This is a genomic window from Cytobacillus firmus, assembly GCF_023657595.1.
In the GTDB taxonomy this organism is placed as follows: domain Bacteria; phylum Bacillota; class Bacilli; order Bacillales; family Cytobacillaceae; genus Cytobacillus; species Cytobacillus firmus_B.
In genome coordinates this window covers 3818293-3842832 of record NZ_CP098323.1, presented here as the reverse complement: position 1 = coordinate 3842832, position 24540 = coordinate 3818293, and the positions used below count along the sequence as shown (strand labels likewise).

The window sequence follows — 24540 nt, the reverse complement described above, 5'->3', positions numbered from 1 at the left end:
TAACGGAGGTGCATATAGATGTTTACTGCTTATGAGGAAGCTCTTGGATGGATTCATTCAAGGCTTAGGCTGGGGATGAAACCTGGTCTGCAGAGAATGGAATGGATGATGGAAAAACTCGGGCATCCGGAGAGAAGGATTAAGTCTGTTCATATTGGCGGAACGAATGGGAAAGGCTCAACAGTCACATTTTTGAGATCAATTCTTCAAGAGGCGGGTTATTCGGTCGGGACGTTTACATCGCCATATTTTGAGAATTTTAATGAACGCATTTCTCTTAACGGAACTCCAATTGGGGATGACGATCTCGTTCAGCTTGCTAATGATATATATCCGCTGGCTGTTGAATTGGAACAGACTGAACTTGGCGGCCCAACTGAGTTTGAAATCATTACCGCCATGGCTTTTCAATATTTTGGTCATATAAGACCAGTGGATCTTGTATTGTTTGAAGTGGGGCTTGGGGGCAGATATGACTCCACTAATATCATCTATCCCGTGTTATCAATCATTACAAGCATCGGGCTCGATCATACAGCCATACTTGGGGATACATATGAGAAAATCGCTTTTGAAAAAGCGGGAATCATTAAACCTGGTATCAGTGTTATTACAGCTGTTAAACAGGAAGAAGCCCTCGCTGTTATTCAAGATAAAGCTTTAGGTTTAAAGTCCCCGATTTATCAGCTGGGAAATGAATTTACTATTTCGGATCATAAATCCCTGGTCCAGGGTGAGTTTTTCTCCCTTGAGACAGTATTTCAGGAGTTCCGTGATCTTGAGACAGGGATGAGCGGGAAACACCAGATTGAAAATGCATCCCTGGCTGTAATGGCAGCAGAGCTATTAAATAAGTTTTATTCGTTCTTAATAGAGGAGAAACACATAAGAGCCGGATTGAAAACAGCCTTCTGGCCCGGCAGATTTGAAATTGTGTCTCATGACCCGCTGGTGGTAATAGATGGGGCACATAATGAAGAAGGGATATCTGCTTTAACTGCTGAGCTGGAGAAGCGTTTTGGAGATCGAAGCAAAAAGATTATATTTGCTGCGCTGGCTGATAAAAAGCTTGATAAAATGATCAATAAGCTTGACTCTGCTGCAGACTCCATCACCTTTACAGAATTTCACTTTCCGAGAGCAGCATCAGCTGAAGATTTATATAATCTCAGTGACAACAGCAGGAAACAATTTCACACAGATTGGAAAGAGCTATTGAAGACTGAAGTGTGCGAATCAGGAAAAAACAGTGTCCTTGTCATAACCGGATCCCTTTACTTCCTGTCAGAAGTGAAGCCAGTTCTTTTGAAACTTTTGGAAAACAAACAATGAAAATATGACAAAAGTTAGAAAATTTGATAAAATATTTTTATTATCAGACTATTTTCCTGAATAAATTGGAGGAGGGGAAAAAAGATAGTTAGTTCACGAGCCAAGAAAAAAATATGGTTATTATGGATACTGCTATTTCCCGCAGGTTCCATGCTAACCTATCATTTTTACCCTCCCGATCTTTCAGGACAGGGAATCAGTTTATTTGCCTTTTTTATTTTAATGTTTCTCGTTTCTTCCATGCCGATGGTTGTCAATAATACACCAATCTTTTTGATTCAATGGGTTTCCATGGCAGTATTCTTAACCTTTGGTCTTCTTGCTGAAATGGTTATGGTTCAGGTGGGTGTCCTGGTACTTCTTATTAGACTTAAAGTACAAAAAGACCAGTTGTTTCGTCTGCCGCTTAACTCACTTTTATTCTTTACGGTCTCTTTATTGAGCGGGCTGGCTTACTTTGCAATGGGAGGAAAAACAGGCATAGATTTGATTGCTGAACCCCGGTATTTCTGGGTTGCGGCCGCCTATCCGGTTATTCATTTTACACTAAATCAGATATTGATCAGTGTAATTCAGGCTGCCTTATACGGCAGGAGAATATCCTTTCTGGAAAAAGACCTGATTTGGGAAACGGTCACTTCACTCATAACATTCCCGATTGGCCTTATCCTTTACATTCTCTATGCTGAAGTGGGAATTCTTGCACTCCTGATTGTAGGTGTGCCATTTGTAAGTCTTTCAACCATACTTCATCTTTATTACTCAAGTGAAAAGGTGATTGATTACCTTCAAAAAGCCTCAGAAATTAGTCACAAAATGGCCGAGCATCTTGATGTTAATGAGGTTATGGAGCTTTTCATTTTGAAATTGAGCGAAATGGTTCCTGTTGATTATGCCTATATCCTTGATATCAAAGACAATGATGAACTTCACTCCATTTACCGGAAAGAGCATGAACTAATTAAGCCGAATGATCTTATGCCAACAAATAAAAATGAGGGAATCAGCGGATTGGTTTTGGAAACCGGAAAATCTGTCCTTTTTCATTCGAAAAATAAATGGAAAAGCATTGCTAAGGAATTTTTGCCTGAAGATGCTGAGAGCATCATTTGCGTTCCCATAGTCCGTAGTAATGAAATATTGGGGATTCTGCTGCTTTCATCCACGAAAAAGAGGGCATATGAAAAGTCGCAGCTCATGATTGTCGATATATTATGTTCGCATTTTGCAATAGCGATTGAGAATGCCAGGCACTATGAAGAAACAAAAGCCAAAAGCGAGCGCTGTGCGCTTACGAAACTATATAATTACCGCTATATAGAAGCGAAACTAAATGAAGAGTTCAGCAGATTGCATAATGGTTCAAGGGATCTCCTCTCTCTCATCATACTCGATATCGATCATTTTAAAAAAGTGAACGATACGTATGGGCATCAGAGCGGAAATGAAATCCTCTGTGAATTGGCTGATCGGCTGACAAATTTGATTGATACGGCTGGAATTGCTGCCCGATATGGCGGCGAGGAATTTATTGTCTTAATGCCTGATACCAGCAAGGAAGATGCAATAGGCTGGGCCGAGCTTATCAGACAGACCATTGCCAATCGACCATTTATACTCAAACAGACCATCGATGGAAGAAGCAGCAACACAAAAGTATATATAACCGCTTCTATTGGGGTAGCTGCTGCACCAGATGATGCCGATGATTCACTGGCCCTCATACGCCATGCTGACAGAGCTTTATATGTTGGAGCTAAGCAGGCTGGGAGGAATAGGGTTGCGGAATATGTGAAGTAAAATCCTTTTGCCTGTCAAAAGGATTTTTTTGGCAGAAGTAAACCTTTTTAGCAATTCAATATATGGTTCTTACAGGTGTATTGGTCTAATATTAGTGATATACATCATTGAAGTTTATAAAGATTACACATATACTGTCAAGTATATTCAGATTCCATTGATCATTTTTTGATTTTTTACAAATTTTAGAGGAGGAAACAAGCTGCGGGCATATAACAATATTGAGAACCTCTATAAATAGGACACTGAGGAAATCAGCTTTCTTGTGCCTACGCCGTTGCGTTAATATTTATGCTAAATCTCTTGATAATATTATTTTTATTTGGTTCCATACTAGGTTCCTTTTACAATGTAGTTGGCCTAAGAGTTCCTGAAAATCAATCAATAGTAAAGCCGAGGTCACATTGTAAACACTGTAAGCATACTTTATCATATTTAGAGCTTATCCCAATTCTTTCTTATGTATTTCTAGGTGGAAAATGCAGGCGCTGTAAGGAGTCAGTTTCAGCCTTATATCCGGCTGTTGAGCTTTTAACAGGTACTTTGTTTGCTGCTGCTCCATTAATTTTGGGGTGGACTTCAGAGTTGATTGTTGCCTGGACACTAGTTTCTCTTATGGTCATTATATTTGTATCTGACTATAAATATATGATCATTCCAAATAAAATTCTCTTTTTGTTTGGCGTGATCCTAACAGCAGAACGGATTCTAATTCCCCTTTCTCCATGGTGGGATAGTTTAGTTGGTGGGGTACTTGGTTTTTCACTACTTTTAATTATAGCTGTAATCAGTAAAGGCGGCATGGGTGGAGGTGATATAAAGCTATACTCAGTTATTGGTATTGCTTTAGGTGTGAAGCTTGTTTTGGTTTCGTTTTTTCTAGCAACTTTGCTTGGAGCATTTCTAGGTGGGATAGGCATGCTTTTAGGAGTTGTGAAAAAGGGAAAACCAATTCCATTCGGTCCTTTTATTGGTATGGGAACCATGATTGCTTACTTTTATGGCAATGAATTGATAGAATGGTACTTTCACTCAGTCTTATAGAGATACTCAGAATTGTAAAGAAGTTAATGAGTAAAAGATCTATATTTTTATTTCAAGATTTATATTATTTTGATATAAAATCAAATGCGGAAATGATAGACTCTCTGTTTACAATAATTCAGAGAAAATTCATAACCCGCTGTTTGTTTAAGATAAGAAAAGCGGAGCTGATGCTATTCTGATGGTAATTAAGGAATCCACAAAAAATAAATTAGATCCTGATATAATTTCAGTAACTAACTGAACAACCAAATGAAAAATTTGACGAAATCCTTCCGTAACAAGACGACAAAAGTCTTGTTATTTTTTTTTTTCATTATGTTAGGATGGAAACAATTCAGGAAACGGTGCGGAAGGGAGGATGAGATGTGGACAAGCCTAAAAGCGAAAAAACAATCACGATAAAGATTAATGGCAAGGACCGTCCGTTTCAGGAGAAAAAGGAAGAAATGAAGGAAAAATCATGGGATCCGAGGCAGCTGGATAGACAGAAAAAACAGGATCAAACTGAATTTTTCGCTTCCATACAAACAGCGGCCGGCAAAGAGGCGGATGACAGCTTTGACTGGATTCTGCCTGAGGAAACGGAAGATGAGGATATAAAGGAATATAAAATAGCAGCTCCTCCTAAATCACCAGCTAAAAATGGTCTGAGTACACTGGCCAGGAAATTCCGGGGAAGAAATAAGCAAGGATTCTTAACATCCATTTTTCTCGCTGTCTTTTTTGCGGTCCTTCTTGGGACAAGCTTCGGATTCATCATGCTGAAGCTGGTATTCACAGATCAGGCAGCAGAAACTGTGGTGGCGCCTCCAATCAATGAAAAACCGGCAGCAGCCAGTCAGCAGACTCCTGCAGGATCTGCGGGTTTAAAAACGATTGCAACATATGTAGTTCAAGGGGGCGTTTTTTCAAACAGCGAAGCAGCACAGCAAATCAAGGATGCCAACTCTCAAAAAGGGGTTTATAGCCAATCCATAACAATGGGAGAGCAAACTTTTCTTTTCTTAGGGGTATCAGGCAGCCTTGATGAGGCAAAGGAAATAGGAGCTGATCTTAAAAGCAAGGGAATTGATGTATTTGCTAAAGAAGTAACCTTTGAAGGCAAAGCAATTGAAGGAGTAAATGCCGAAGAGAAAAAACTGGCTGAAATTGCTCCCGCTTTATATCAAAGCCTGTCAGAAGGTGCAGCCAGTGCCACTCTCGGCAGCTCCATAACTCCTGAAACAGCTGAAAAAATAGAAAGCCACAGAAAGACAGTGAATGAACTGGAAACAGATCAAATTCAAAATAAAAGCCTGATTTCGGTAAGAGAAGAACTATTGAATGCTTCTAAGCAACTGGAAACTTACCAGCAGTCAGGTGATGCTGCATCAGCCGGTAAAATTCAGGAGCATCTGCTTGGGTTTCTTGCCGCTTATCAGTCACTGCTTCAGTCAGGCGGGCAGTAAGGACCCGGCATATTGTGCCATAAGGTTATAAGATTCGAATATTTTCTGGGAAATATCACATATTAAGCGGAGTCTGTTCGGGAAATTTAGACAGACTCTTTCTTTTTGTCATTATTTGATATAAAAATACCGTGAATTTCTTCTTTAAAATTGTTTGTCTGGCAATTTTTTGATACGATTAACCTGTATCTCCCAATATGATACATAAAGGTAAGGTGATTACATGCAAAACCTCATTTTAGCCTCCTCTTCCCCGCGGCGAAAAGAACTTCTTGAAAATCTTCATTTGCAATTTGAAGTCTCCAGCAGTGATGTCGATGAAAGTTTTGATCCAGTGCTGACACCAGGAGAGATCGTGAAGGAGCTTGCCCATAGAAAGGCAAAGGCTGTATTTAATAAGCACCCTGATTCATATGTAATTGGATCAGATACAGTTGTTGTTAAGGACGGCGCTGTTTTAGGAAAGCCAGACAGCAGCAAGGAAGCCTTTACTATGCTGAAAAGTCTGTCTGGAACCATTCATTCTGTTTACACAGGTGTATCTATCATGACGCCTGAAAAAAATGCCATTACATTTTATGAAAAAACTGATGTGGTGTTCTGGGAGTTAACAGATGAAGAAATTAACTCTTATATTGGCACCGGTGAACCGTTTGACAAGGCAGGGGCATATGGGATACAAGGCATTGGCAGCATGCTTGTAAAAAGTATAAGCGGAGATTATTTTTCTGTTGTCGGACTTCCTGTCTCCAGAACGGTTCGTGAACTGAGGAAAGCGGGATATTCGCTACCTTAATATACTTCATTCATCTTCAGCTCCCTGAGCCCAGAGTTTAGGGAGGACAATATGCAAACAGATTCTCTTTTAATTAAAGATTTTCCTCAGGATGAGCGCCCTCGTGAGCGCTTTGTCCAAAATGGTCCAGAGAGCTTGTCCAATCACGAACTGATAGCAATATTACTCAGAACAGGCACGAAAGATGAATCAGTTCTGCAATTAGCGAATAGGCTTCTTACCCATTTTGAAGGACTTCGGCTGTTAAAGGATGCATCCCTGGATGAAATAACGGCCATTAAAGGAATAGGATCGGCAAAGGCAATTCAGGTGCTGGCAGCAGTTGAAATTGGCCGGAGAATTTCAAAACTCACATATGATGACAGATATATTATCCGTTCGCCTGAGGATGGGGCAAATTATGTCATGCATGAAATGCGATTTTTGTCTCAGGAGCATTTTGTATGCCTTTATTTAAATACAAAAAATCAGGTGCTTCATAAGCAGACTATTTTTATTGGGAGCCTGAACGCTTCAATTGTTCATCCCAGAGAGGTCTTTAAGGAGGCATTTCGCAGGTCGGCTGCTTCCATCATCTGCATTCATAATCATCCGAGCGGCGATCCGACTCCAAGCAGGGAAGACATTGAAGTAACCAAAAGACTAGCAGAGTCCGGAAAAATAATCGGCATCGATGTGCTGGACCATCTGATCATCGGTGAAAATAAATTTGTCAGTTTAAAGGAAAAAGGGTATTTATAACACTATGTTTTTGTTTGACGTTAAGATATAATATTGGTTATGATTTTTGAGATGCCTTGCATTTTTGGAGGCGGATTGTACTAGAAAAATAAAAGAAAATTCCATTAAAAAACCTTACTTAGGAAAATGAGCAATTTGTATCAGAAAGGGAGATACCATTTATGTTTGGAATCGGTACTAGAGACCTTGGAATAGATTTAGGAACAGCTAATACGCTTGTCTATGTTAAAGGAAAAGGGATTGTTGTCAGAGAGCCGTCTGTAGTGGCACTGCAGACAGATACTAAAAATATTGTAGCCGTAGGTAATGACGCTAAAAATATGATCGGCCGTACTCCCGGCAATATTGTTGCGCTGCGTCCAATGAAGGATGGCGTTATTGCGGATTATGAGACCACTGCTGTCATGATGAAATATTATATTAAACAAGCCAATAAAAATAAGGGCTTCTTCTCAGGGAAGCCGTATGTAATGGTTTGCGTACCATCAGGTATTACAGCCGTTGAAGAGCGCGCTGTTGTGGATGCAACCCGCCAGGCAGGCGCCCGTGATGCTTATACCATCGAAGAGCCGTTCGCCGCAGCAATCGGAGCTAATCTGCCTGTTTGGGAACCTACAGGAAGCATGGTAGTTGATATTGGTGGGGGAACTACTGAAGTAGCGATCATTTCCCTGGGCGGAATTGTTACAAGCCAATCGATCCGCATTGCCGGTGATGAAATGGATGATGCGATTATTAATTATATCCGCAAAAATTACAACCTGATGATTGGTGATCGTACAGCAGAAACAATAAAAGTGGAGGTAGGCTCTGCCGGAGATCCGGAAGGCGTCGAAAACATGGAAATTCGCGGACGCGATCTGTTGACAGGCTTGCCTAAAACAATTGAAATTACTGCAGAAGAAATCTCAAAAGCATTGAATGATACAGTATATGCGATTGTGGATGCAGTAAAAAATACTCTTGAAAAAACACCTCCTGAACTGGCAGCAGATATTATGGACCGGGGTATTGTCCTGACTGGAGGAGGAGCGCTTCTTCGAAATCTGGACAAGGTGATCAGTGAAGAAACCAAAATGCCTGTCCTAATTGCAGAAAATCCATTGGACTGTGTTGCTATTGGAACCGGAAAAGCTCTTGACCATATCGATTTATTCAAAACAAAAGCTAAAGAATCCAGATAATAGAGTTCTGAATAAGTAAAATAATAAAGCCCATTCACTTCTTTAAAGTGTATGGGCTCAAATTTGGTTTTTTATTGAGCTTCAAATGATATCTTTGCAGATATATGTTATATTTTGTTGAGCAGTGCCTAAATGGCACAGGATTCCCTAGAAAAATACTATTCGAGGTGTAAAGGATGCCACAGTTCTTTCTGAACAAACGCCTGATTATTTTGCTTGTCAGCATTATTATTCTCGTGGCATTGATTGGATTTTCTTTAAAGGATAGAGAAAATTTGACCTGGCCTGAACAATTTTTAAAAGATACTACCGGGTTTATACAAAATGCTGTTTCCAGCCCTGTGAATTATGTGGCGGGATTCTTTGAAAATGTCGAAGACTTGCAAAATACATACAAAGAAAATAAAGATCTGAAAAAAAGGCTGGATGAACTTGCAAGACTTGAGTCTGAGGTTCAGAGGCTGAAAAAGGATAATACGGAACTTCGAGAAATTTTGGATAAGAAGGATTCTTTAAGTGAATTTGAACCAAAGCAGGCAACAGTAATAGGAAGAAATCCTGACAGATGGCATGAGCTGCTTATTATAAATAAGGGGAAAAATGCCGGAATTGAACCGAATATGGCGGTCATTACTTCAAAAGGCCTGATTGGCAAAGTAAAAAGCAGCAATACATTTACTTCAACCGTCCAGCTTCTTAGTTCAATGGATCCGACCAATCGCATCTCAGCTAAGATTCAGGCAGGCGAGAATAACTTTTTCGGTCTGATTGAAGGCTATGATGATGATAAGGGTCTTCTTTTGCTTAAGAAGATTCCTTATGATGCGAAGGTTGAAAAGGGTCAAAACGTTATTACATCAGGTCTGGGCGGTGTTTTCCCTGAGAGCCTTCCGATTGGGAAGGTTGTAGATGTTGTTCCAGATGAATTTGGTCTGACTCAAACCGCATATGTTAAGCCAGGAGCAGACTTCTATGATATCGGACATGTAATGGTCGTTAAAAGAGGGGCATCCCAGCCTGAACTAATGGAAATGGTTGATGAGAAGGAGGAGGAACTGTGAGAAGATTCCTTCTTCCTCTCATTCTCCTGGCCTTATTTATTGGGGAAAGCATATTTGTTCAAGTAACTCCGCATGATTTATTAGGCAGCGGAAAAATAGCAGTTCCCCGTTTTCTGATGGCTGCATTGCTTTTTTTGACTATTTTTGGCTCAAAAAAGCACGGAATTCTTTACGGCCTATTATTCGGGCTGCTTTTTGATATTGTGTATGTTGAAATTATCGGCATTTATTTGTTTCTATTTCCGGTCATTGCTTTTATTACAACCAAACTAATGAGAATTCTTCAGACGAATATAGCGATGGCTTCTATAATTGTTCTTTTGGGCATCACCCTTCTTGAGGCAGGTGTTTACCAGATGAACTTACTAATTCACCATACAGATATGGAATTTGCAGTCTTTCTTTCGTCCCGTCTCCTGCCTACTTTGATATTGAATGCCATTTTTATTATATTAGCTGTCTACCCATTTAAAAGACTTTCTGAAAAATTTGCAGACAGCTTAAACGAATAATTGTTGAAGTGATATAATTTTACAATTCAGAGAAAGAAACCGGATTACTCCGGTTTCTTTTAAATGAATCATTTTCAGTACCCTGTTTATTAAAGTTTGTTGCTTTTTCATAACTTAGTTTATTGCTGAGTTGATTATCGCTGTGGGCACTTGATCCTCGAAAAAGCTGACGCATTTCCTTCGTGCGGTGTTCAATCGAGGAAGCTTATTCAATGTCCTGCGGGAGGAGAGGGAAGTGTGAGACCCCGCAGGCGAAGCCGAGGAGGCTCGCATTCCTCCCCCCGCGTTCGCTGCGTGCCTGGAGCGGAACACAACAGGCAGAATTCACAAACTAAAACAAAAATCTTTGAAAAAAGAGCCTTTCAGTAAAAAAGGGATTTAGAAGGTTTCTGTCGAATTCTACCTTTATGGGCAAATAAGGATAAGGAAAATCGACATATTTTTTATGGGATTTCCCAAACTGGCTATGTTTATAGTAATAGCCTGTTTAAAAATAGAGTGCATCAGCACGAATGTGTTTCTTATCATTGAGGTGAACATCTTGTAATGAAAAAAAACCAAAACGTTACAATAAAAGGCACGAAAGATGGACTGACTTTGCATCTTGATGATTCCTGCTCTTATGGAGAGCTGAAGAAAGAGCTTGATAGAAAGCTTTCAGAAAACTCCAGATCTGTTGAAGACCGGCTTCTTTCCGTTAGGGTACAAGTCGGCAACCGTTATCTCACAGAAGAGCAGCAGGAAGAATTAAAGGAGTTAATCAGGCAAAAGAAGAACCTGATCGTCGAGTCTATAAGCTCCAATGTCATTACCAAAGAAGAAGCTGAAAAACAGAAGGAAGAAAACGAAATTGTATCTGTTGCGAAGGTAATTCGTTCGGGGCAGGTTCTCGAAACTCCTGGAGATTTGCTTCTTATCGGAGACGTAAATCCAGGAGGCACTGTTATGGCAGGAGGAAACATCTTTGTTATGGGTGCTCTAAAAGGCATAGCCCATGCCGGTTGCCATGGAAATAATGAAGCCGTGGTGGTAGCTTCGCTTATGAAGCCGTCCCAGTTAAGAATCAGCAATTGTATTAACCGTGCACCTGACAATGATCAGGAGGAAGAAAAACGGGAAATGGAATGTGCTTATATTGATGAAAATGATCAAATTACAGTAGATAGATTACAAGTTTTGATGCATCTAAGACCTAATATAACTAGATTGCAAGGGGGAAGCTAGGATGGGAGAAGCGATTGTCATTACGTCCGGAAAAGGCGGAGTCGGGAAAACGACTACTTCCGCAAATGTAGGTACTGCTCTGGCCCTTCAGGGAAAAAGAGTGTGCCTGGTGGATACAGACATTGGCCTTCGAAATCTTGATGTGGTAATGGGGCTTGAAAACCGCATTATTTATGATCTGGTCGATGTAGTGGAAGGCCGGTGCAAAATACATCAGGCTGTGGTTAAAGACAAACGGTTTGAAGATCTGCTGTATTTGCTTCCTGCTGCTCAAACAAGTGATAAGACGGCTGTTACACCCGAACAGATGAAAAAGCTGGTTGATGAATTAAAGCAGGATTATGACTATATTGTCATAGACTGCCCTGCCGGAATTGAGCAGGGGTACAAAAATGCGGTTGCTGGTGCAGATAAAGCAATTGTTGTAACCACTCCGGAAGTTTCAGCTGTACGTGATGCCGACCGGATTATCGGCTTGCTTGAAAAAGAAGAAAATGTAGAGGCTCCTAAACTGATAATAAATAGAATTAGAAGCCATATGATGAAAAATGGCGACATGCTTGATGTTGATGAAATAACTGCGCATTTGTCGATTGATTTAATCGGAATTGTGGCAGATGATGATGAAGTAATCAAGGCATCGAATCATGGTGAGCCTATTGCTTTAAACCCTAACAGCAAAGCTTCGGTTTCCTACCGTAATATCGCCCGCAGAATTCTTGGCGAAGCTGTACCCCTTCAGCCTCTGGAAGAAGAGAATAAGGGTGTATTTTCAAAACTGAAAAAGTTTTTTGGAGTAAAATAATAATATCTATTGAACCAAAGCCGGGGAGCCATCTCCGGTTTATTTTTTTATTCAAGACACCACTTCAAGTCATACTCTATTTGGACAACTCATAAACTTGTACAAATAGAGTTATATAGAAATGGTGGGGATATCATGAATTCAAGAGCGGATGAAATACGCAAGAGAATCGAGCGGAGAAAAAAGGACAAAGAGAGATTCTCCAAAAAGAAAGATTCAACGGTTCTTTGGACAGAAGATGAAGAGCGGTACGGCTTTAATAAGCTGCCCTCATACGAAAGCAAGCTTGAAGAGGGAAACCACCCTTTATTTCGCAAGGAACTATTTCTTTTCAAATTGCTTGCTTCTGCCTGTATTTTTTTATTCGCTGCCATACTTTTTAAAAACCAGGCAGCGACTTTTGATCCTGCAAGAGATTTTGTAAAAACAGCAATGGAGAAAGATTTTCAATTCGCCGCAGTTTCCGGCTGGTATGAAGAACAATTTGGTAAACCGCTGGCCCTGCTGCCATTTTCAGATGGCAAAAGTGAAGAGAAGAACGTTAAAGAAAACAGCGAATATGCATTGCCCGCTTCTGCAAAAATCCTGGAAGAATTTGATGATAATGGACAGAGAATAACAATCGAAACAGGAAAGGAAGCTTCCATTGAAGCAATGAGTGAAGGGCTTGTGCGGTTTGCTGGAAAGAAGGATGGTTTTGGAAATACGGTCATTATTCAGCATGGTGATAAAAGTGAGTCCTGGTATGGCAATTTGGCTGAAATTAATGTGAATTTATATCAATACGTCGAAAAAGGAACAGGTATTGGTACAGCGGGTGACGCCGGTGATGCTGAAAAAGGCTCTTTTTATTTCGCGATTAAAAAAGATGATGATTTTATAGATCCGATCCAGGTGATCCCATTTGAATAAAATAACAGGGTTAATTACACATATTCATATTCATCCTTTGTTATGGGCCGTTATCGGACTGTCTGTTGCAACTGCTCACTTTATGGAATTATGCATGCTGCTGCTGATTATCTTTGTTCATGAAATGGGCCATGCCGCTGCTGCATCCTTCTATTCCTGGAGAATAAAAAAGATTGCCCTCCTGCCATTTGGCGGTGTAGCGGAAATGGATGAGCACGGGAACCGGCCGCTGAAAGAGGAGATTATAGTCATTATAGCAGGGCCGCTTCAGCATATATGGATGATGGGGGCGGGGCTGTTATTTTATGAGCTTTCCTGGCTTTCTGCTGATATCTTTCATCTGTTTATTCAATTTAATTTAATGATATTAATTTTTAACCTGCTCCCTGTCTGGCCATTGGATGGAGGAAAGCTTGTATTCTTATGGCTTTCTCTTAATCAGGCATTTCCGGAAGCGCACAGAAAAACACTTTTCATTTCGGCTGCGGGTCTAATCAGTTTCATTATACTAACTTTGCTGACCTCTCCGGTTAACTTGAACATTTGGGTAATCCTCGCTTTTTTGGTGTTTTCGCTATATCATGAATGGAAGCAGAGCCGGTTTGTGTTTATCCGTTTTCTTCTCGAAAGGTATTATGGGAAGCACAGCGACTTTCGGACATTGAAGCCAATCGTTGTCCGGGAAGAGGAATTGGTTATTGACGTGCTGGAAAGATTTCAGCGAGGATGCAAGCACCCCATCATTGTTGAAAAGGACGGGAAAGAAAAGGGTGCATTAGATGAAAATGAACTGCTGCATGCATGCTTTGCGGAAAAAGTGCTGACAGCAAAAATAGGGGATTTGCTTTATGTTTACTGAAGAGCAAATTTTGATTAACATGAATAAATAATGTTTTAAAGTGAGGAAATCGTTTTGGATAAGTTAGTTGTAAATTATGCATCAAGAGAGCGCCGATTTGTGCATTTAAAAGATAATAGGGTCGAGAAGCTATTTATTGACCAGCCGAAGCATCGTTCATCAGTTGGGGATATATACTTAGGCACTGTTGCAAAAGTAATGCCTGGATTGAATGCAGCTTTTGTAGAGATAGGTGAAGATCAAAGCGGATTCCTTCACCGGGACAAACTGGCATCTTATGTTTGTTCTGCCGAGGATTTGCAAATGAAGGAAAAACGGAGCATTTCTTCCTTTGTCCATCAGGGAGAAAGAATACTTGTTCAAGTTGAAAAAGACGCTGCTGGCACGAAAGGACCAAGATTGTCTGGTTTAATTGAATTTTCAGGAGAGTCACTGATATATATGCCAAACGGCCGTTATGTTGCTGTTTCCAAGAAAATTGAGGATAGTAAAGCAAGAGAAAACTGGCGCCAATTTGGCTATCGTGCTAAAGAAGAGAATGAAGGTCTGATTTTCAGAACATCCTGCGTCAGCAGGAAAGAGAATGAGATTATGGATGAACTGGAAAAGCTCAGGCTGGAGTACAGGGACCTGTTAAGGGAAGCGGAAATGAAAAAGAAGCCGGGAAAAGTGTATGAAGCGGATTCTTTTATTAAGGAAATTATTGAAGAGGCGAAGAAAATGGCTGGCGGTGAAATCGCCGTGGACGATTTATCACTGAAGAATGTGCTAGCGAAAATCACGGGCCTGACAATTCAGCTATACACGGGCAAGGAAAATATCTTCTCTGCTTTTAATGCGGAAGCTGAGATTGATAAAGCGCTGAAACGAATTGTATGGCTTGAAAATGGGGCCTATCTTATTTTTGATGAAGCAGAAGCTTTAACAGTCATCGATGTCAATACCGGGAAGTTCGCCGGTAAACAGGACCGCAGAGACACTGTGCTAAAAACCAATGAAATGGCAGCTGAAGAAGCTGCAAGACAGATCAGGCTCCGTGATATTGGCGGCATGATCCTAATCGATTTTATTGATATGAAAGAAGCATCCGACAGGAAGCATATTCTTGCCATAATGGAAAACGCGCTGAAAAAAGATGAAAGACGCACGAATCTTGTTGGATTCTCCCCTCTAGGGATCCTTCAGATGACCCGCAAGAAAACGAGACCGGCCATTTCTGAATCACTTACCGAAAGGTGTCAATTATGCGAGGGCACCGGAAGAGTGCTGAGTGCTGAGACCATTGCCTTCAGGCTGGAAAGAGAACTGTGGGAACATCGCGGCAAAGACCATGAAGCTGTCCTGATCGAAACCACACGAGACACAGCAGCGGTATTCTCAGGGGAAAATGATGACCATAAAAAAAGAATCGAAGACAGTATTGGCTTTAGAATTATTTTTTCCATTAAGGAAAATAGCAAGCCATTTTATGAAATCCGAAAGTTTGGCAGAGTTAATGAGCTGGGATAGTTCCAAGCAGGCTGGGTTAAGCGTCCCGCCTGCTTTTTTAGTGCAGTATTTCCCACTTCCCTAATAACCCCATTAGCATTATAATTGTAAAGGCACGCAAAAGAGTTACTTTCAGGTGCAAACAAAGAGAATCATATAATTCTTATTGACATGATTAATCATTATATGATAGGATTTTCATGTTATGTTTGTAGCGCACCCGTGCTACAACCGCACAGAACAGGTACATAAGCCCGTATTTCGTGTCGGCGCCTGGGATGGCGAGTCTTAGTCTAAGAGGAGGTGCAGTTCATGTACGCGATTATCGAAACTGGCGGAAAGCAATTACGTGTAGAAGAAGGTCAAGCTATCTACATCGAAAAGCTTAACGCTGAAGCAGGCGAAACAGTTACTTTTGAAAAGGTTCTTTTCGTTGGCGGAGACAGCGTAAAAGTAGGAAGCCCTGTAGTTGAAGGTGCTACTGTTACAGCTAAAGTTGAAAAACAAGGCCGTCAAAAGAAAATCACTGTATTCAAATACAAAGCGAAGAAAAACTATCGTAAGAAGCAAGGTCATCGTCAGCCTTACACTAAAGTTGTGATTGAAAAAATCAACGCTTAATCAGGCGATTTAAGATGATTGAAATTACGATTATTCGTAAAGATTCCGGAAATATTCATTCGTTTGAAATTAGTGGTCATGCATTCTTCGCAAACAGAGGCAAGGATATCGTCTGTGCAGGCGTATCTGCTGTGTCCATCGGTGCCATTAATGCTGTCCATGCCCTAACCGGCGTGACACCAGAAATCAGCCATGGAGAGGGCTTTCTCCGCTGTGTCCTTCCTGATCTTCGGGATGACATGAATGAGAAAGTGCAGCTTCTGCTTGAAGGCATGGTTGTCTCATTGCAGACGATTGAAGAGGACTACGGAAAGTATATAAAAATTACCTTCAAAAAGCAGGAGGTGGAATAAATGCTATTAAAATTAGATCTTCAGTTGTTCGCTTCTAAAAAGGGAGTAGGTTCTACAAAGAACGGCCGTGATTCAATCTCTAAGCGTCTTGGCGCTAAGCGTGCGGACGGACAATTCGTTACTGGCGGCTCAATCTTATACCGTCAGCGCGGTACTAAGATCTACCCAGGTGTAAACGTGGGTAAAGGCGGCGATGACACACTATTCGCGAAAGTTGACGGTGTTGTTAAATTCGAGCGTCTTGGACGTGACCGCAAGCAAGTGAGCGTATATCCTGCAGCTCAAGAGGCGTAAGCCTTTTCGAGAAAACCCTAGCCCCACAAGGTTAGGGTTTTCTTTTTTTGGCAAAAAACCCCGCCGGTGCACTTCAAATTTTATCTGATAAATTTATAGCAGCTGAAGACATAAGCTCTTCATCGCATAAGCAATATTTTCTTATTTATCATAAATTTGCTTACTGTACCTATGTTTTTTGATATACTTACAGCAAGCACAGTCTTCTGACAGCCTAATAACCATACAGGAGTGCATATATGGAAAAAGACTGGAATATGATTGAAGTGCTGCGTCATGCCCGGCATGACTGGCTGAATAAAATACAATTAATTAAAGGCAACCTTTCCCTTAATAAGATAGACAGGGCTAAGGAAATCATAGATGAAATTGTAGTGGAAGCACAGCAGGAGGCAAGACTTTCGAATTTGAATCTTCCTGGTTTTGCTTCGCTTTTATTGACTTATAATTGGGAGAACCACTACTTTCAGGTTGAATATGAGGTGCTCGATGATCCCATTGCCGGACGGTTGGATGACTCTGTCCTTTCTGAGTGGACAGGCTCTTTTTTGGCCATTTTGGACTCATCAGTTAAGCCTTACCATGATAATCATTTATCTGTGTCCATCAGGCATGAAAAAGAAGGGGCTCGTTTCTTTTTTGATTTTAGCGGAATACTAACAGATATGGATCAATTGGAGAAGTTCTTTAAAAAGAAGAACACTGACATAACGGCTGCTGTTCAGGACTTAGCTGAAGAGGAGCTTGCACTGGAATTATTTGTGCCATTCATTGCGAATGGCAGAGAGTGATTTCCGCCAAAAAAAGCAATACTAAGTGTGAAACTCTGCAGGCTGGGCACTTCTTAAGTGTAAGAAGCGGATCCGGTCAGTGCCGGTAATCTGGCTGAATGCCAGACAATCGGGACATACTGCAGACGGGAGGAATTTATATATGTTTGTCGATCAAGTCAAAGTTTATGTTAAAGGTGGGGACGGGGGCAACGGAATGGTTGCTTTCCGCCGGGAAAAGTATGTGCCGAACGGAGGCCCGGCCGGCGGAGATGGCGGCAAGGGTGCCAATGTTGTTTTTGAAGTGAATGAAGGATTGCGCACGTTAATGGATTTCCGTTATCAGCGCCACTTTAAAGCTCCCCGCGGTGAGCATGGCATGTCCAAGAACCAGCATGGAAGAAATTCAAAAGACATGATTGTTAAAGTACCGCCGGGAACAGTCGTAACAGATGCCGAATCAGGGGAAGTAATCGCCGATCTGACTGAGCACGGGCAAAGAGCTGTCATAGCACGCGGGGGCCGCGGAGGCAGGGGAAATACCCGATTTGCGACACCTGCCAATCCTGCGCCTGAATTGTCCGAACATGGCGAACCTGGCCAGGAACGAGATGTTGTGCTTGAGCTCAAGCTTTTAGCTGATGTTGGTTTAGTAGGTTTCCCAAGCGTCGGAAAATCAACTTTACTGTCAGTTGTATCATCAGCAAGACCAAAGATTGCGGAATACCACTTTACGACAATTGCTCCCAATCTGGGAATGGTTGAGACTGAAGATGGACGCAGCTTTGTAATGGCAGACTTGCCTGGATTAATTGAAGGAGCCCATTCGGGAGTAGGACTTGGCCATCAGTTTTTGCGGCATATTGAAAGAACAAGGGTTATTGTTCATGTTATCGATATGGCTGCTGTTGAGGGCAGAGATCCTTTTGAAGACTATCTAACGATCAATAAAGAATTAAAAGAATATAACCTGCGTCTCACCGAAAGGCCGCAGATCATTGTGGCTAATAAAATGGACATGCCTGATGCAGAGGAAAATCTAAAAAAATTCAAGGAACAGCTTGATGAAGATTATCCGATTTTCCCGATATCCGCTTTAACAAGACAAGGGTTAAGGGATTTATTATTTGCCGTTGCAGATAAGGTTGAAGAAACCCCTGAATTCCCGCTGTCACATGAAGAAGAGGAAGACACAGGTGTCCACCGCGTTCTTTACAAGCATGAAGCAGAACAGACCGAATTTGTCATTACTAGAGATCCTGCAGGAGTGTTCGTTGTATCAGGTGATGCTATTGAGAAACTCTTTAAGATGACTGACTTCTCAAGAGATGAATCTGTCCGCAGGTTTGCCAGACAGCTGCGCGGAATGGGTGTGGATGATGCTCTTCGTGAAAAAGGAGCAAAAGACGGTGATACCGTTAAGCTGCTTGATTATGAATTCGAGTTTATTGACTAACCTTCTCGATTGACGGGGTGGAGAAATGAGAAAAGATAGATTCGATAAGAAATTTTATTTGGTTCGTGAAGATGTTCTGCCTGAAGCCATGAAGAAAACATTGGATGCGAAGGAAATGATCGAAAGGGGAAAAGCCGAATCGGTTTGGGATGCTGTCCAGAAAGTTGATTTGAGCAGAAGTGCTTTTTATAAATATAGAGACACTGTGTTCCCTTTCCATACGGTTGTCAAAGAACGGCTGATCACTTTATTCTTTCACCTGGAAGACAGGTCAGGGACTTTATCACATTTATTGGGCGTTGTGGCTTCATCGGGGTGCAATGTCTTAACAATTCACCAGACCATTCCCCTTCAGGGAAGGGCAAATGTCACGCTTTCCCTGAATGTAACTGAAATGGGCATCGAGATTGAGGAACTCTTGACGAGGCTTCGAAAATTGGAGTTTGTAGAAAAAGTAGAGGTGCTGGGAACGGGTGCATGAGAAAATGTGCTCTGTACCCTGCCCTTTTTTCATTTTTTATTTTGTAAACCACATACATATGTTAAAGTAATAAAGTATAAAGTAAATTTTCAGTGATTTAAAATAAGTCTGAATAAGAAGGAGGTAATTACCGTGAAGTTAGGATTTTTAGGACCTAAAGCCACTTTTACAGATATTGCAGCCAGGAGCTTGTTCCCTAATGAGACAGCCGTTGCCTACCCAACGATACCTGCCTGTTTTGATGCTTTAAATGAGAATGAAATAGAGCTGGCGGTAGTTCCTCTTGAAAACGCATTGGAAGGCTCAGTGAACATTACATTGGACTATTTAATCCATGAAGTGGATTTTCCGATTATCGGCGAACTGACAGCTCCTATTCGCCAGCATTTTATGGTTCATCCAGCTCATGTTAAGGAGTGGGATAAAACAGATGTGGTTTATAGTCATTCCCATGCTATTGCACAATGCCATAAATTTCTGCATAAAGAGCTGAAAGGGATCCCTTGTGAAAGCACTACTTCCACAGCAGCCGCAGCTCAATTTGTAAAGGAAAATCCAGACATGCGGGCAGGCGCCATAGCTAATGAATTAGCTGCGGAAGTATATGGGTTGGCGATCGTTAGAGAAGATATCCATGATTTTGATTATAACCATACAAAGTTCATTGTTTTAGCCAATAAAGAATTGTCAATCAGCGATGACCGCAAGGAATTTGCAGGGCACAAGACGACTGTTATGGTGACGCTGCCGGCTGACAGGTCAGGGGCTCTTCATCAGGTACTTTCGGCATTTGCCTGGAGGAAGCTCAACTTGACCAAGATTGAATCAAGACCGATGAAAACAGGATTAGGGAATTATTTCTTTATCATTGACGTGGATATGAAACTGGATGACATCCTAATCCCTGGTGCAGCTGCTGAATTGGAGGCATTGGGCTGCAGTGTTAAGGTTTTGGGCAGCTATCCGTATTTTCAGCTTCGGAATAAGAACAGCAGAGTTCTGCAGGAATAAAACAAAAAGGATCCGGCAAATACATATCCGGGTCCTTTTTGTATATAAAGCTATTCCAGGTTAATAAGAAATCCAGCTTCTTTTAATAATTTCTCAGCTTCATCGAGTTTCCGTTCGGAGGCTGCGGACAGAGTATGGAGGTGGATGCCGTCTGTTAATTCTGATAAGAAAGAAGCCTTTGTAGAAGTAATTTTATTCATAAATTGCTTCACTTCCTGGCGGGTGGATACCATAACCGATGCAGTTAAGTCACCATAGACGGGATGTTCAATTCTTACATCTTTTACAGTAACTCCATGATCGACAAGCAGATTCAATTCCTCTTCAGTCCTCCCAGGGTCATGATGACAGGCAATGACCCGCTCGGCTGCTGATGCAGGAGAAGCCTGATGAAGATACATATAACCCTGGCTCGTGGCAATGATTGGCTCTTTTCTTGCTTTTAGAAGGGTGATATCCCCAACAATTACCTGTCTGCTTACATTTGTTTTTGCTGCAAGGTCGCCTCCTGTAATGGGCTGTCCGCTTTCTTTCAGCAGCTCAAGCAGAAAGGTCCTCCGCTCTTCTCCGAGCACCTTTTTTTGTTCATTCATATTTTCTCACCCTTATAATCCGATAATGTCTCATTTTAACATAAGGAAACGGCAGAAGAAAAAATTAGAGAGGTACAAGTTCCCTGGCCATGATAGCCAGCTTTTCCCCCAATGCCTTTGCATCCGCTGCAGATGTATTCCATCCGAAAGAAATCCTGATAAATTCTTTGCCTTTTTTATCTGCAACTCCCAGTGCCTCCATCGTTTTAGAAACAGTTTGCAGGCCTGTGCTGCATGCACTTCCTGTAGATATGGCAAATCCGAGCCTATTGCATTCGAGCATGATGTATTGTCCTTCCACCCCTTTTAGCCGAAGTCCCAATGTAGAAGGAAGCTGGTAAGAGCCTGTAAAATCGTATATTACGAATTTCTCCTGTGCAGCTTCAAGTTCCTTTAGCAGTACTTCTCGCAGCATTTGGAAATGGCTGTTATGCTTGCTTAAATTTACATAAGCTTTCTGTGCAGCCACTGTCATCCCAACAACCCCCGGAAGATTTACGGTGCCTGGCCTGAATCCCTTTTCATGTGAAACTCCTGGTAAAAAGGAGCTCCACCGCATGCCTGGTTTTAAGTAAATCCCTCCGATCCCTTTTGGCCCATAAAATTTATGTGCAGAAAAGGACAGGCTATCAGCAAAGCGGGCGACTTCTTTTAAATCTGATTTGCCAAACGTATGGACACAATCACTATGCAGCAATATTTGCCTTTCCCTGCAAAGCTCGCTGATCTCAAGGAGAGGCTGCAATGTGCCGATTTCAGAATTGCCATGCTGTATGGTAACTAAGACGGTATCATCCCTGAAGGCGGAACTTAATTTTTTCAGGTCTATTCGGCCATCTGCACCAAAAGGAATTTTTGTAATTTCATACCCTTTCTCAAGGCGTAATTTCTCTAAAATACTATGAATGGATGAATGTTCAGCGATTCCCGTTATGATATGTTTTCCTGATTTTTCAGAAGCAGACAGCAACGCATCTATTGCAAGAAAATTGCTTTCCGTACCTCCGCTGGTAAAATAGATTCCTTCACTCTTAACGCTTAAAATGCCTGCCAATTCCATCCTGCAATTTTCAAGAAGCCCTTCTGCTGCGCTCCCGGTATCATGAAGGCTGCGGGAATTGCCAAAGTATTCAGTTGAGGCTTTTATATAGGCATCTGCGGCTTCCTTGTCAAGCGGACAAGATGCTGCGTAATCGAAATATTTAATGTACCTCACCTGCTTTCGCTTTCTAATTAAATCGTTCAAAAAGTCGGAAGTTCCTCTTAAACTATGAAAACCTCTTGTCATAATTCTAAATCTGTGTAAATATAGGTGTCAAGACACCTGTAAAAACAGGAGGTAAAAAATAATGAATGCCGACGTTTTAATTATTGGAAGCGGGGTAGCCGCTCTGCAGTTGGCAAAGAAGCTGCGCCAGGACTTAAATGTGATTATTCTCACAAAGTCGAGTATAAAAAATGGAAACTCATATATGGCGCAGGGCGGTATTGCTGCTGCCCTGGGAAAAAATGATCACCCATCAAAGCACTACATGGATACACTCGAAGCAGGAAGGTTCCATAATGATTCTGATGCAGTGCTGTCCTTGACCAGTGAGGCGCCAACCCTTATAAAAGAGCTGAATCAGGAGGGATGCCTGTTTGATATGGATTCTGAAGGATCCATTGCGTTAGGAAGGGAAGGGGCTCATTCAGAAAATAGAATTGTTCATGGGGGAGGAGACAGCACAGGAAAAACAGTCATCGATTTTATGCTGTTAAAGCAAAATCCCAACGTTCGTTTCTTAGAAGATATTCTTGTATTCCAATTGCTCATAAATGAAAAAGACGGCAGGTGTATAGGGCTAAAAGGAAAAGATTCTGCTGGTGCCATTCATCGATTCTTTTCCTCTCATGTTGTGCTCGCTACGGGAGGCTGCGGCCAGCTGTATGAATATACCTCCAATGCCGTCACTGTAACTGGAGATGGGATTGCCTTAGCATACAGGGCCGGGGCAGAGATTGCAGATATGGAGTTCATCCAATTTCACCCCACACTTCTCTATAAAGACGGCAAAGCACTGGGGCTGATCTCTGAAGCTGTAAGGGGAGAGGGCGGGCGTCTTATTACAGAAGACGGGAGCCCTGTAATGGGAGGTCTTCACCCACAGGGTGATTTAGCGCCTAGACATATAGTGTCACAGGCCATTTATCATTCACTGGAGAAGGGGAAAACCGTGTTCCTGGATATCTCTTCAATTGAAAACTTTAAATCCCGATTTCCGACCATAACAAAAATATGTGAAGAAAACGGCGTAGATTTAGGTCTTGGGAAAATCCCTGTTTCTCCCGGAAGTCATTTTTTAATGGGAGGAATAAAAACTGATTTATTGGGCCGCACCAGCATTCCTGGACTGTATGCGATTGGTGAAGCTGCCTGCACAGGCATACATGGTGCTAACCGGCTTGCAAGCAATTCCCTGCTGGAAGGGCTGTATTGCGGCAAGCGGCTAGCGGATTGGCTTAATGGACTGCCTTATAGTGAACCTGCTGAAGAAAAGCAAAGTCATAACCCTGAACTAAGGCGGCCATTTAAAGAAGATTTGCCTTCCATTGAAGAAATTAAAGTGAACATGATGAAAAATGCCGGGATTATCAAAACAAAGGAAGGGCTTTTCGCTCAGATGGCCTGGCTTGAAGGCTGCAAAATTGAAGAATGGATAAAAGCAGATCTTGAACATTTTTCAAAAGAGGAAATAACACGGGCTTTTATGCTGATTGCAGCCTATCTGATCACAGATTCTGCATTAAGGCGAACAGAGAGCCGGGGTGGTCATTTCCGGCAGGATTATCCTTTCGAAAGCCCGGAATGGCTTGGAAAAAGGATTATTCACTGCCGAAAAGCTGAAAGGAATGGTGAAAATGAACAAATTAAAGCTGCGATTGCAACTTGAACAATATTTTCTCGAGGACATTGGTGACCGCGACCTGACAAGTGAACTTATTTTTGGAGAGGGCCAGATAGGAAAGGTCATTTTTCTTGCAAAAGACAATGGGATTTTTTGCGGTGAAGAAATAGTCAGATCAGGATTTAAGGTGCTGAACCCGGCGGCTGAAGTCAATATGAAAGTAAGGGACGGAGAATGGATAGAGAAAGGTCAAATCCTTGCTGAAGCCGCAGGGCCAGTATCGGATTTATTAAAAGGAGAAAGAGTTATTTTGAATCTGCTCCAAAGAATGAGCGGAATAGCAACAAAAACAAATGAGGCTGTCCGGGTTCTGGACAGTTCACATACAAAGATCTGTGATACAAGAAAAACTACTCCAGGCCTGAGAATGCTTGAAAAATATGCAGTCAGGGCCGGAGGGGGATTTAATCATCGATATGGCCTCTATGATGCAGTCATGATCAAAGACAACCATATTTCTTTTGCCGGCTCAATTGCGAAAGCTGTGGAAGAAGTGCGGTCAAAAATTGGGCATATGGTAAAAGTCGAAGTCGAAACGGAAACAAAAGAACAAGTCCTGGAAGCAGTTGAGGCAGGTGCAGATGTAATTATGTTCGACAACAGGAGTCCGGAAGAGATAAAAGAGTGGATCAGAAGCGTGCCGAATGGGATAGTGACTGAAGCCTCCGGAGGAATAACCCTCGATAACCTGCAGGCTTACAGCGATACAGGAGTTGATTTCATTTCCCTCGGCTTTCTTACCCATTCTGTGAAATCACTTGATATAAGCGTGAAGGTTATTGTGGAATAAATTGTTGACAAAGG

The 24540-nt window shown here is 41.7% G+C and carries 25 protein-coding genes and 1 other annotated feature; of the genes, 23 read left to right on the top strand and 2 right to left on the bottom strand.

Going from position 1 to position 24540, the window contains the following annotated elements:
- The first annotated feature begins 18 nt into the window (after window positions 1-18).
- The 21 genes from NAF01_RS19500 to pheA all read left to right on the top strand — a co-directional run bounded on the left by NAF01_RS19500 (window position 19) and on the right by pheA (window position 20195).
- Window positions 19-1332 (top strand): bifunctional folylpolyglutamate synthase/dihydrofolate synthase, encoded by a 1314-nt coding sequence (locus tag NAF01_RS19500; protein ID WP_250801003.1) that lies wholly within the window; start codon window positions 19-21, stop codon window positions 1330-1332.
- Between the two features lie 150 nt (window positions 1333-1482).
- Window positions 1483-3132 (top strand): sensor domain-containing diguanylate cyclase, encoded by a 1650-nt coding sequence (locus tag NAF01_RS19495; protein ID WP_250801002.1) that lies wholly within the window; start codon window positions 1483-1485, stop codon window positions 3130-3132.
- A gap of 291 nt (window positions 3133-3423) precedes the next feature.
- Window positions 3424-4176 carry a prepilin peptidase gene (locus NAF01_RS19490; protein WP_250801001.1) on the top strand — a complete coding sequence of 251 codons (753 nt, stop codon included), beginning with the start codon at window positions 3424-3426 and terminating at the stop codon, window positions 4174-4176.
- A 368-nt stretch (window positions 4177-4544) separates the two neighbouring features.
- On the top strand, window positions 4545-5627 hold the full coding sequence (locus tag NAF01_RS19485; RefSeq protein WP_250801000.1) for a hypothetical protein: 1083 nt from the start codon (window positions 4545-4547) through the stop codon (window positions 5625-5627).
- Window positions 5628-5850: 223 nt separating this feature from the next.
- A complete protein-coding gene (locus NAF01_RS19480) occupies window positions 5851-6423 on the top strand; it encodes a Maf family protein (RefSeq protein WP_048011003.1) in 573 nt (190 codons plus the stop codon).
- Between the two features lie 51 nt (window positions 6424-6474).
- Window positions 6475-7164, top strand: a complete 690-nt coding sequence (gene radC, locus NAF01_RS19475) for a RadC family protein (RefSeq protein ID WP_048011002.1) — start codon at window positions 6475-6477, stop codon at window positions 7162-7164.
- Between the two features lie 161 nt (window positions 7165-7325).
- A complete protein-coding gene (locus tag NAF01_RS19470; protein WP_035331317.1) occupies window positions 7326-8348 on the top strand; it encodes a rod shape-determining protein in 1023 nt (340 codons plus the stop codon).
- A 176-nt stretch (window positions 8349-8524) separates the two neighbouring features.
- Entirely contained in the window at window positions 8525-9409 is an 885-nt protein-coding gene (gene mreC / locus NAF01_RS19465) for a rod shape-determining protein MreC (RefSeq protein ID WP_048011001.1), read from the top strand.
- The gene (gene mreD, locus NAF01_RS19460; RefSeq protein ID WP_048011000.1) at window positions 9406-9921 is read left to right on the top strand and encodes a rod shape-determining protein MreD; all 516 of its coding nucleotides are present in this window, start codon (window positions 9406-9408) and stop codon (window positions 9919-9921) included. Before mreC ends, mreD begins: the two co-directional genes overlap by 4 nt.
- Window positions 9922-10467: 546 nt before the next feature.
- Window positions 10468-11145, top strand: coding sequence for a septum site-determining protein MinC (gene minC, locus NAF01_RS19455; RefSeq protein ID WP_048010999.1), 678 nt, complete (start codon window positions 10468-10470; stop codon window positions 11143-11145).
- A 1-nt stretch (window position 11146) separates the two neighbouring features.
- The gene (gene minD / locus NAF01_RS19450; protein WP_048010998.1) at window positions 11147-11950 is read left to right on the top strand and encodes a septum site-determining protein MinD; all 804 of its coding nucleotides are present in this window, start codon (window positions 11147-11149) and stop codon (window positions 11948-11950) included.
- A gap of 135 nt (window positions 11951-12085) precedes the next feature.
- Complete coding sequence (locus NAF01_RS19445) at window positions 12086-12862, top strand: M23 family metallopeptidase (protein ID WP_250800999.1); 777 nt, start codon at window positions 12086-12088, stop codon at window positions 12860-12862.
- Window positions 12855-13721, top strand: a complete 867-nt coding sequence (locus tag NAF01_RS19440) for a M50 family metallopeptidase (RefSeq protein ID WP_048010996.1) — start codon at window positions 12855-12857, stop codon at window positions 13719-13721. The genes NAF01_RS19445 and NAF01_RS19440 overlap by 8 nt, the downstream gene beginning before the upstream one ends.
- A gap of 54 nt (window positions 13722-13775) precedes the next feature.
- Window positions 13776-15230, top strand: coding sequence for an Rne/Rng family ribonuclease (locus NAF01_RS19435; protein WP_048010995.1), 1455 nt, complete (start codon window positions 13776-13778; stop codon window positions 15228-15230).
- Between the two features lie 198 nt (window positions 15231-15428).
- Window positions 15429-15508 (top strand) — a sequence feature (ribosomal protein L21 leader region).
- 13 nt (window positions 15509-15521) lie between these two features.
- Window positions 15522-15830, top strand: coding sequence for a 50S ribosomal protein L21 (gene rplU, locus NAF01_RS19430; RefSeq protein WP_035331309.1), 309 nt, complete (start codon window positions 15522-15524; stop codon window positions 15828-15830).
- 14 nt (window positions 15831-15844) lie between these two features.
- Complete coding sequence (locus tag NAF01_RS19425; RefSeq protein ID WP_048010994.1) at window positions 15845-16183, top strand: ribosomal-processing cysteine protease Prp; 339 nt, start codon at window positions 15845-15847, stop codon at window positions 16181-16183.
- Window positions 16184-16477 (top strand): 50S ribosomal protein L27, encoded by a 294-nt coding sequence (gene rpmA, locus NAF01_RS19420; RefSeq protein ID WP_009333115.1) that lies wholly within the window; start codon window positions 16184-16186, stop codon window positions 16475-16477.
- Between the two features lie 239 nt (window positions 16478-16716).
- The gene (locus NAF01_RS19415; RefSeq protein WP_163143650.1) at window positions 16717-17268 is read left to right on the top strand and encodes a sporulation initiation phosphotransferase B; all 552 of its coding nucleotides are present in this window, start codon (window positions 16717-16719) and stop codon (window positions 17266-17268) included.
- Window positions 17269-17410: 142 nt separating this feature from the next.
- Window positions 17411-18703 (top strand): GTPase ObgE, encoded by a 1293-nt coding sequence (gene obgE / locus NAF01_RS19410; RefSeq protein WP_035331304.1) that lies wholly within the window; start codon window positions 17411-17413, stop codon window positions 18701-18703.
- A 25-nt stretch (window positions 18704-18728) separates the two neighbouring features.
- Entirely contained in the window at window positions 18729-19184 is a 456-nt protein-coding gene (locus tag NAF01_RS19405; RefSeq protein WP_035331302.1) for an ACT domain-containing protein, read from the top strand.
- A gap of 132 nt (window positions 19185-19316) precedes the next feature.
- On the top strand, window positions 19317-20195 hold the full coding sequence (pheA, locus tag NAF01_RS19400) for a prephenate dehydratase (protein WP_048010993.1): 879 nt from the start codon (window positions 19317-19319) through the stop codon (window positions 20193-20195).
- A gap of 50 nt (window positions 20196-20245) precedes the next feature.
- Here the strand turns inward: pheA and NAF01_RS19395 are convergent, their stop codons facing one another.
- Together NAF01_RS19395 and NAF01_RS19390 are read right to left on the bottom strand one after the other, a co-directional pair.
- Window positions 20246-20788, bottom strand: a complete 543-nt coding sequence (locus NAF01_RS19395; RefSeq protein WP_222497656.1) for a transcription repressor NadR — start codon at window positions 20786-20788, stop codon at window positions 20246-20248.
- A 64-nt stretch (window positions 20789-20852) separates the two neighbouring features.
- Complete coding sequence (locus NAF01_RS19390; protein ID WP_227888179.1) at window positions 20853-22034, bottom strand: IscS subfamily cysteine desulfurase; 1182 nt, start codon at window positions 22032-22034, stop codon at window positions 20853-20855.
- A gap of 103 nt (window positions 22035-22137) precedes the next feature.
- On the opposite strand from NAF01_RS19390, the gene nadB reads away from it, so the two are divergent.
- Both nadB and nadC read left to right on the top strand, forming a co-directional pair.
- Complete coding sequence (nadB, locus tag NAF01_RS19385; protein WP_250800998.1) at window positions 22138-23721, top strand: L-aspartate oxidase; 1584 nt, start codon at window positions 22138-22140, stop codon at window positions 23719-23721.
- On the top strand, window positions 23690-24526 hold the full coding sequence (gene nadC, locus NAF01_RS19380; protein ID WP_250800997.1) for a carboxylating nicotinate-nucleotide diphosphorylase: 837 nt from the start codon (window positions 23690-23692) through the stop codon (window positions 24524-24526). The genes nadB and nadC overlap by 32 nt, the downstream gene beginning before the upstream one ends.
- Window positions 24527-24540 lie beyond the last annotated feature (14 nt).

Coding starts and splice junctions, on each gene's coding strand:
- NAF01_RS19425 (WP_048010994.1), top strand. CDS start 15,845: ATGATTGAAATTACGATTATTCGTAAAGATTCCGGAAATATTCATTCG.
- obgE (WP_035331304.1), top strand. CDS start 17,411: ATGTTTGTCGATCAAGTCAAAGTTTATGTTAAAGGTGGGGACGGGGGC.
- nadC (WP_250800997.1), top strand. CDS start 23,690: ATGAACAAATTAAAGCTGCGATTGCAACTTGAACAATATTTTCTCGAG.
- nadB (WP_250800998.1), top strand. CDS start 22,138: ATGAATGCCGACGTTTTAATTATTGGAAGCGGGGTAGCCGCTCTGCAG.
- NAF01_RS19480 (WP_048011003.1), top strand. CDS start 5,851: ATGCAAAACCTCATTTTAGCCTCCTCTTCCCCGCGGCGAAAAGAACTT.
- NAF01_RS19395 (WP_222497656.1), bottom strand. CDS start 20,788: ATGAATGAACAAAAAAAGGTGCTCGGAGAAGAGCGGAGGACCTTTCTG.
- NAF01_RS19445 (WP_250800999.1), top strand. CDS start 12,086: ATGAATTCAAGAGCGGATGAAATACGCAAGAGAATCGAGCGGAGAAAA.
- NAF01_RS19405 (WP_035331302.1), top strand. CDS start 18,729: ATGAGAAAAGATAGATTCGATAAGAAATTTTATTTGGTTCGTGAAGAT.
- NAF01_RS19495 (WP_250801002.1), top strand. CDS start 1,483: ATGCTAACCTATCATTTTTACCCTCCCGATCTTTCAGGACAGGGAATC.
- rpmA (WP_009333115.1), top strand. CDS start 16,184: ATGCTATTAAAATTAGATCTTCAGTTGTTCGCTTCTAAAAAGGGAGTA.
- rplU (WP_035331309.1), top strand. CDS start 15,522: ATGTACGCGATTATCGAAACTGGCGGAAAGCAATTACGTGTAGAAGAA.
- radC (WP_048011002.1), top strand. CDS start 6,475: ATGCAAACAGATTCTCTTTTAATTAAAGATTTTCCTCAGGATGAGCGC.
- NAF01_RS19415 (WP_163143650.1), top strand. CDS start 16,717: ATGGAAAAAGACTGGAATATGATTGAAGTGCTGCGTCATGCCCGGCAT.
- mreC (WP_048011001.1), top strand. CDS start 8,525: ATGCCACAGTTCTTTCTGAACAAACGCCTGATTATTTTGCTTGTCAGC.
- NAF01_RS19470 (WP_035331317.1), top strand. CDS start 7,326: ATGTTTGGAATCGGTACTAGAGACCTTGGAATAGATTTAGGAACAGCT.
- minD (WP_048010998.1), top strand. CDS start 11,147: ATGGGAGAAGCGATTGTCATTACGTCCGGAAAAGGCGGAGTCGGGAAA.
- NAF01_RS19490 (WP_250801001.1), top strand. CDS start 3,424: ATGCTAAATCTCTTGATAATATTATTTTTATTTGGTTCCATACTAGGT.
- NAF01_RS19500 (WP_250801003.1), top strand. CDS start 19: ATGTTTACTGCTTATGAGGAAGCTCTTGGATGGATTCATTCAAGGCTT.
- minC (WP_048010999.1), top strand. CDS start 10,468: ATGAAAAAAAACCAAAACGTTACAATAAAAGGCACGAAAGATGGACTG.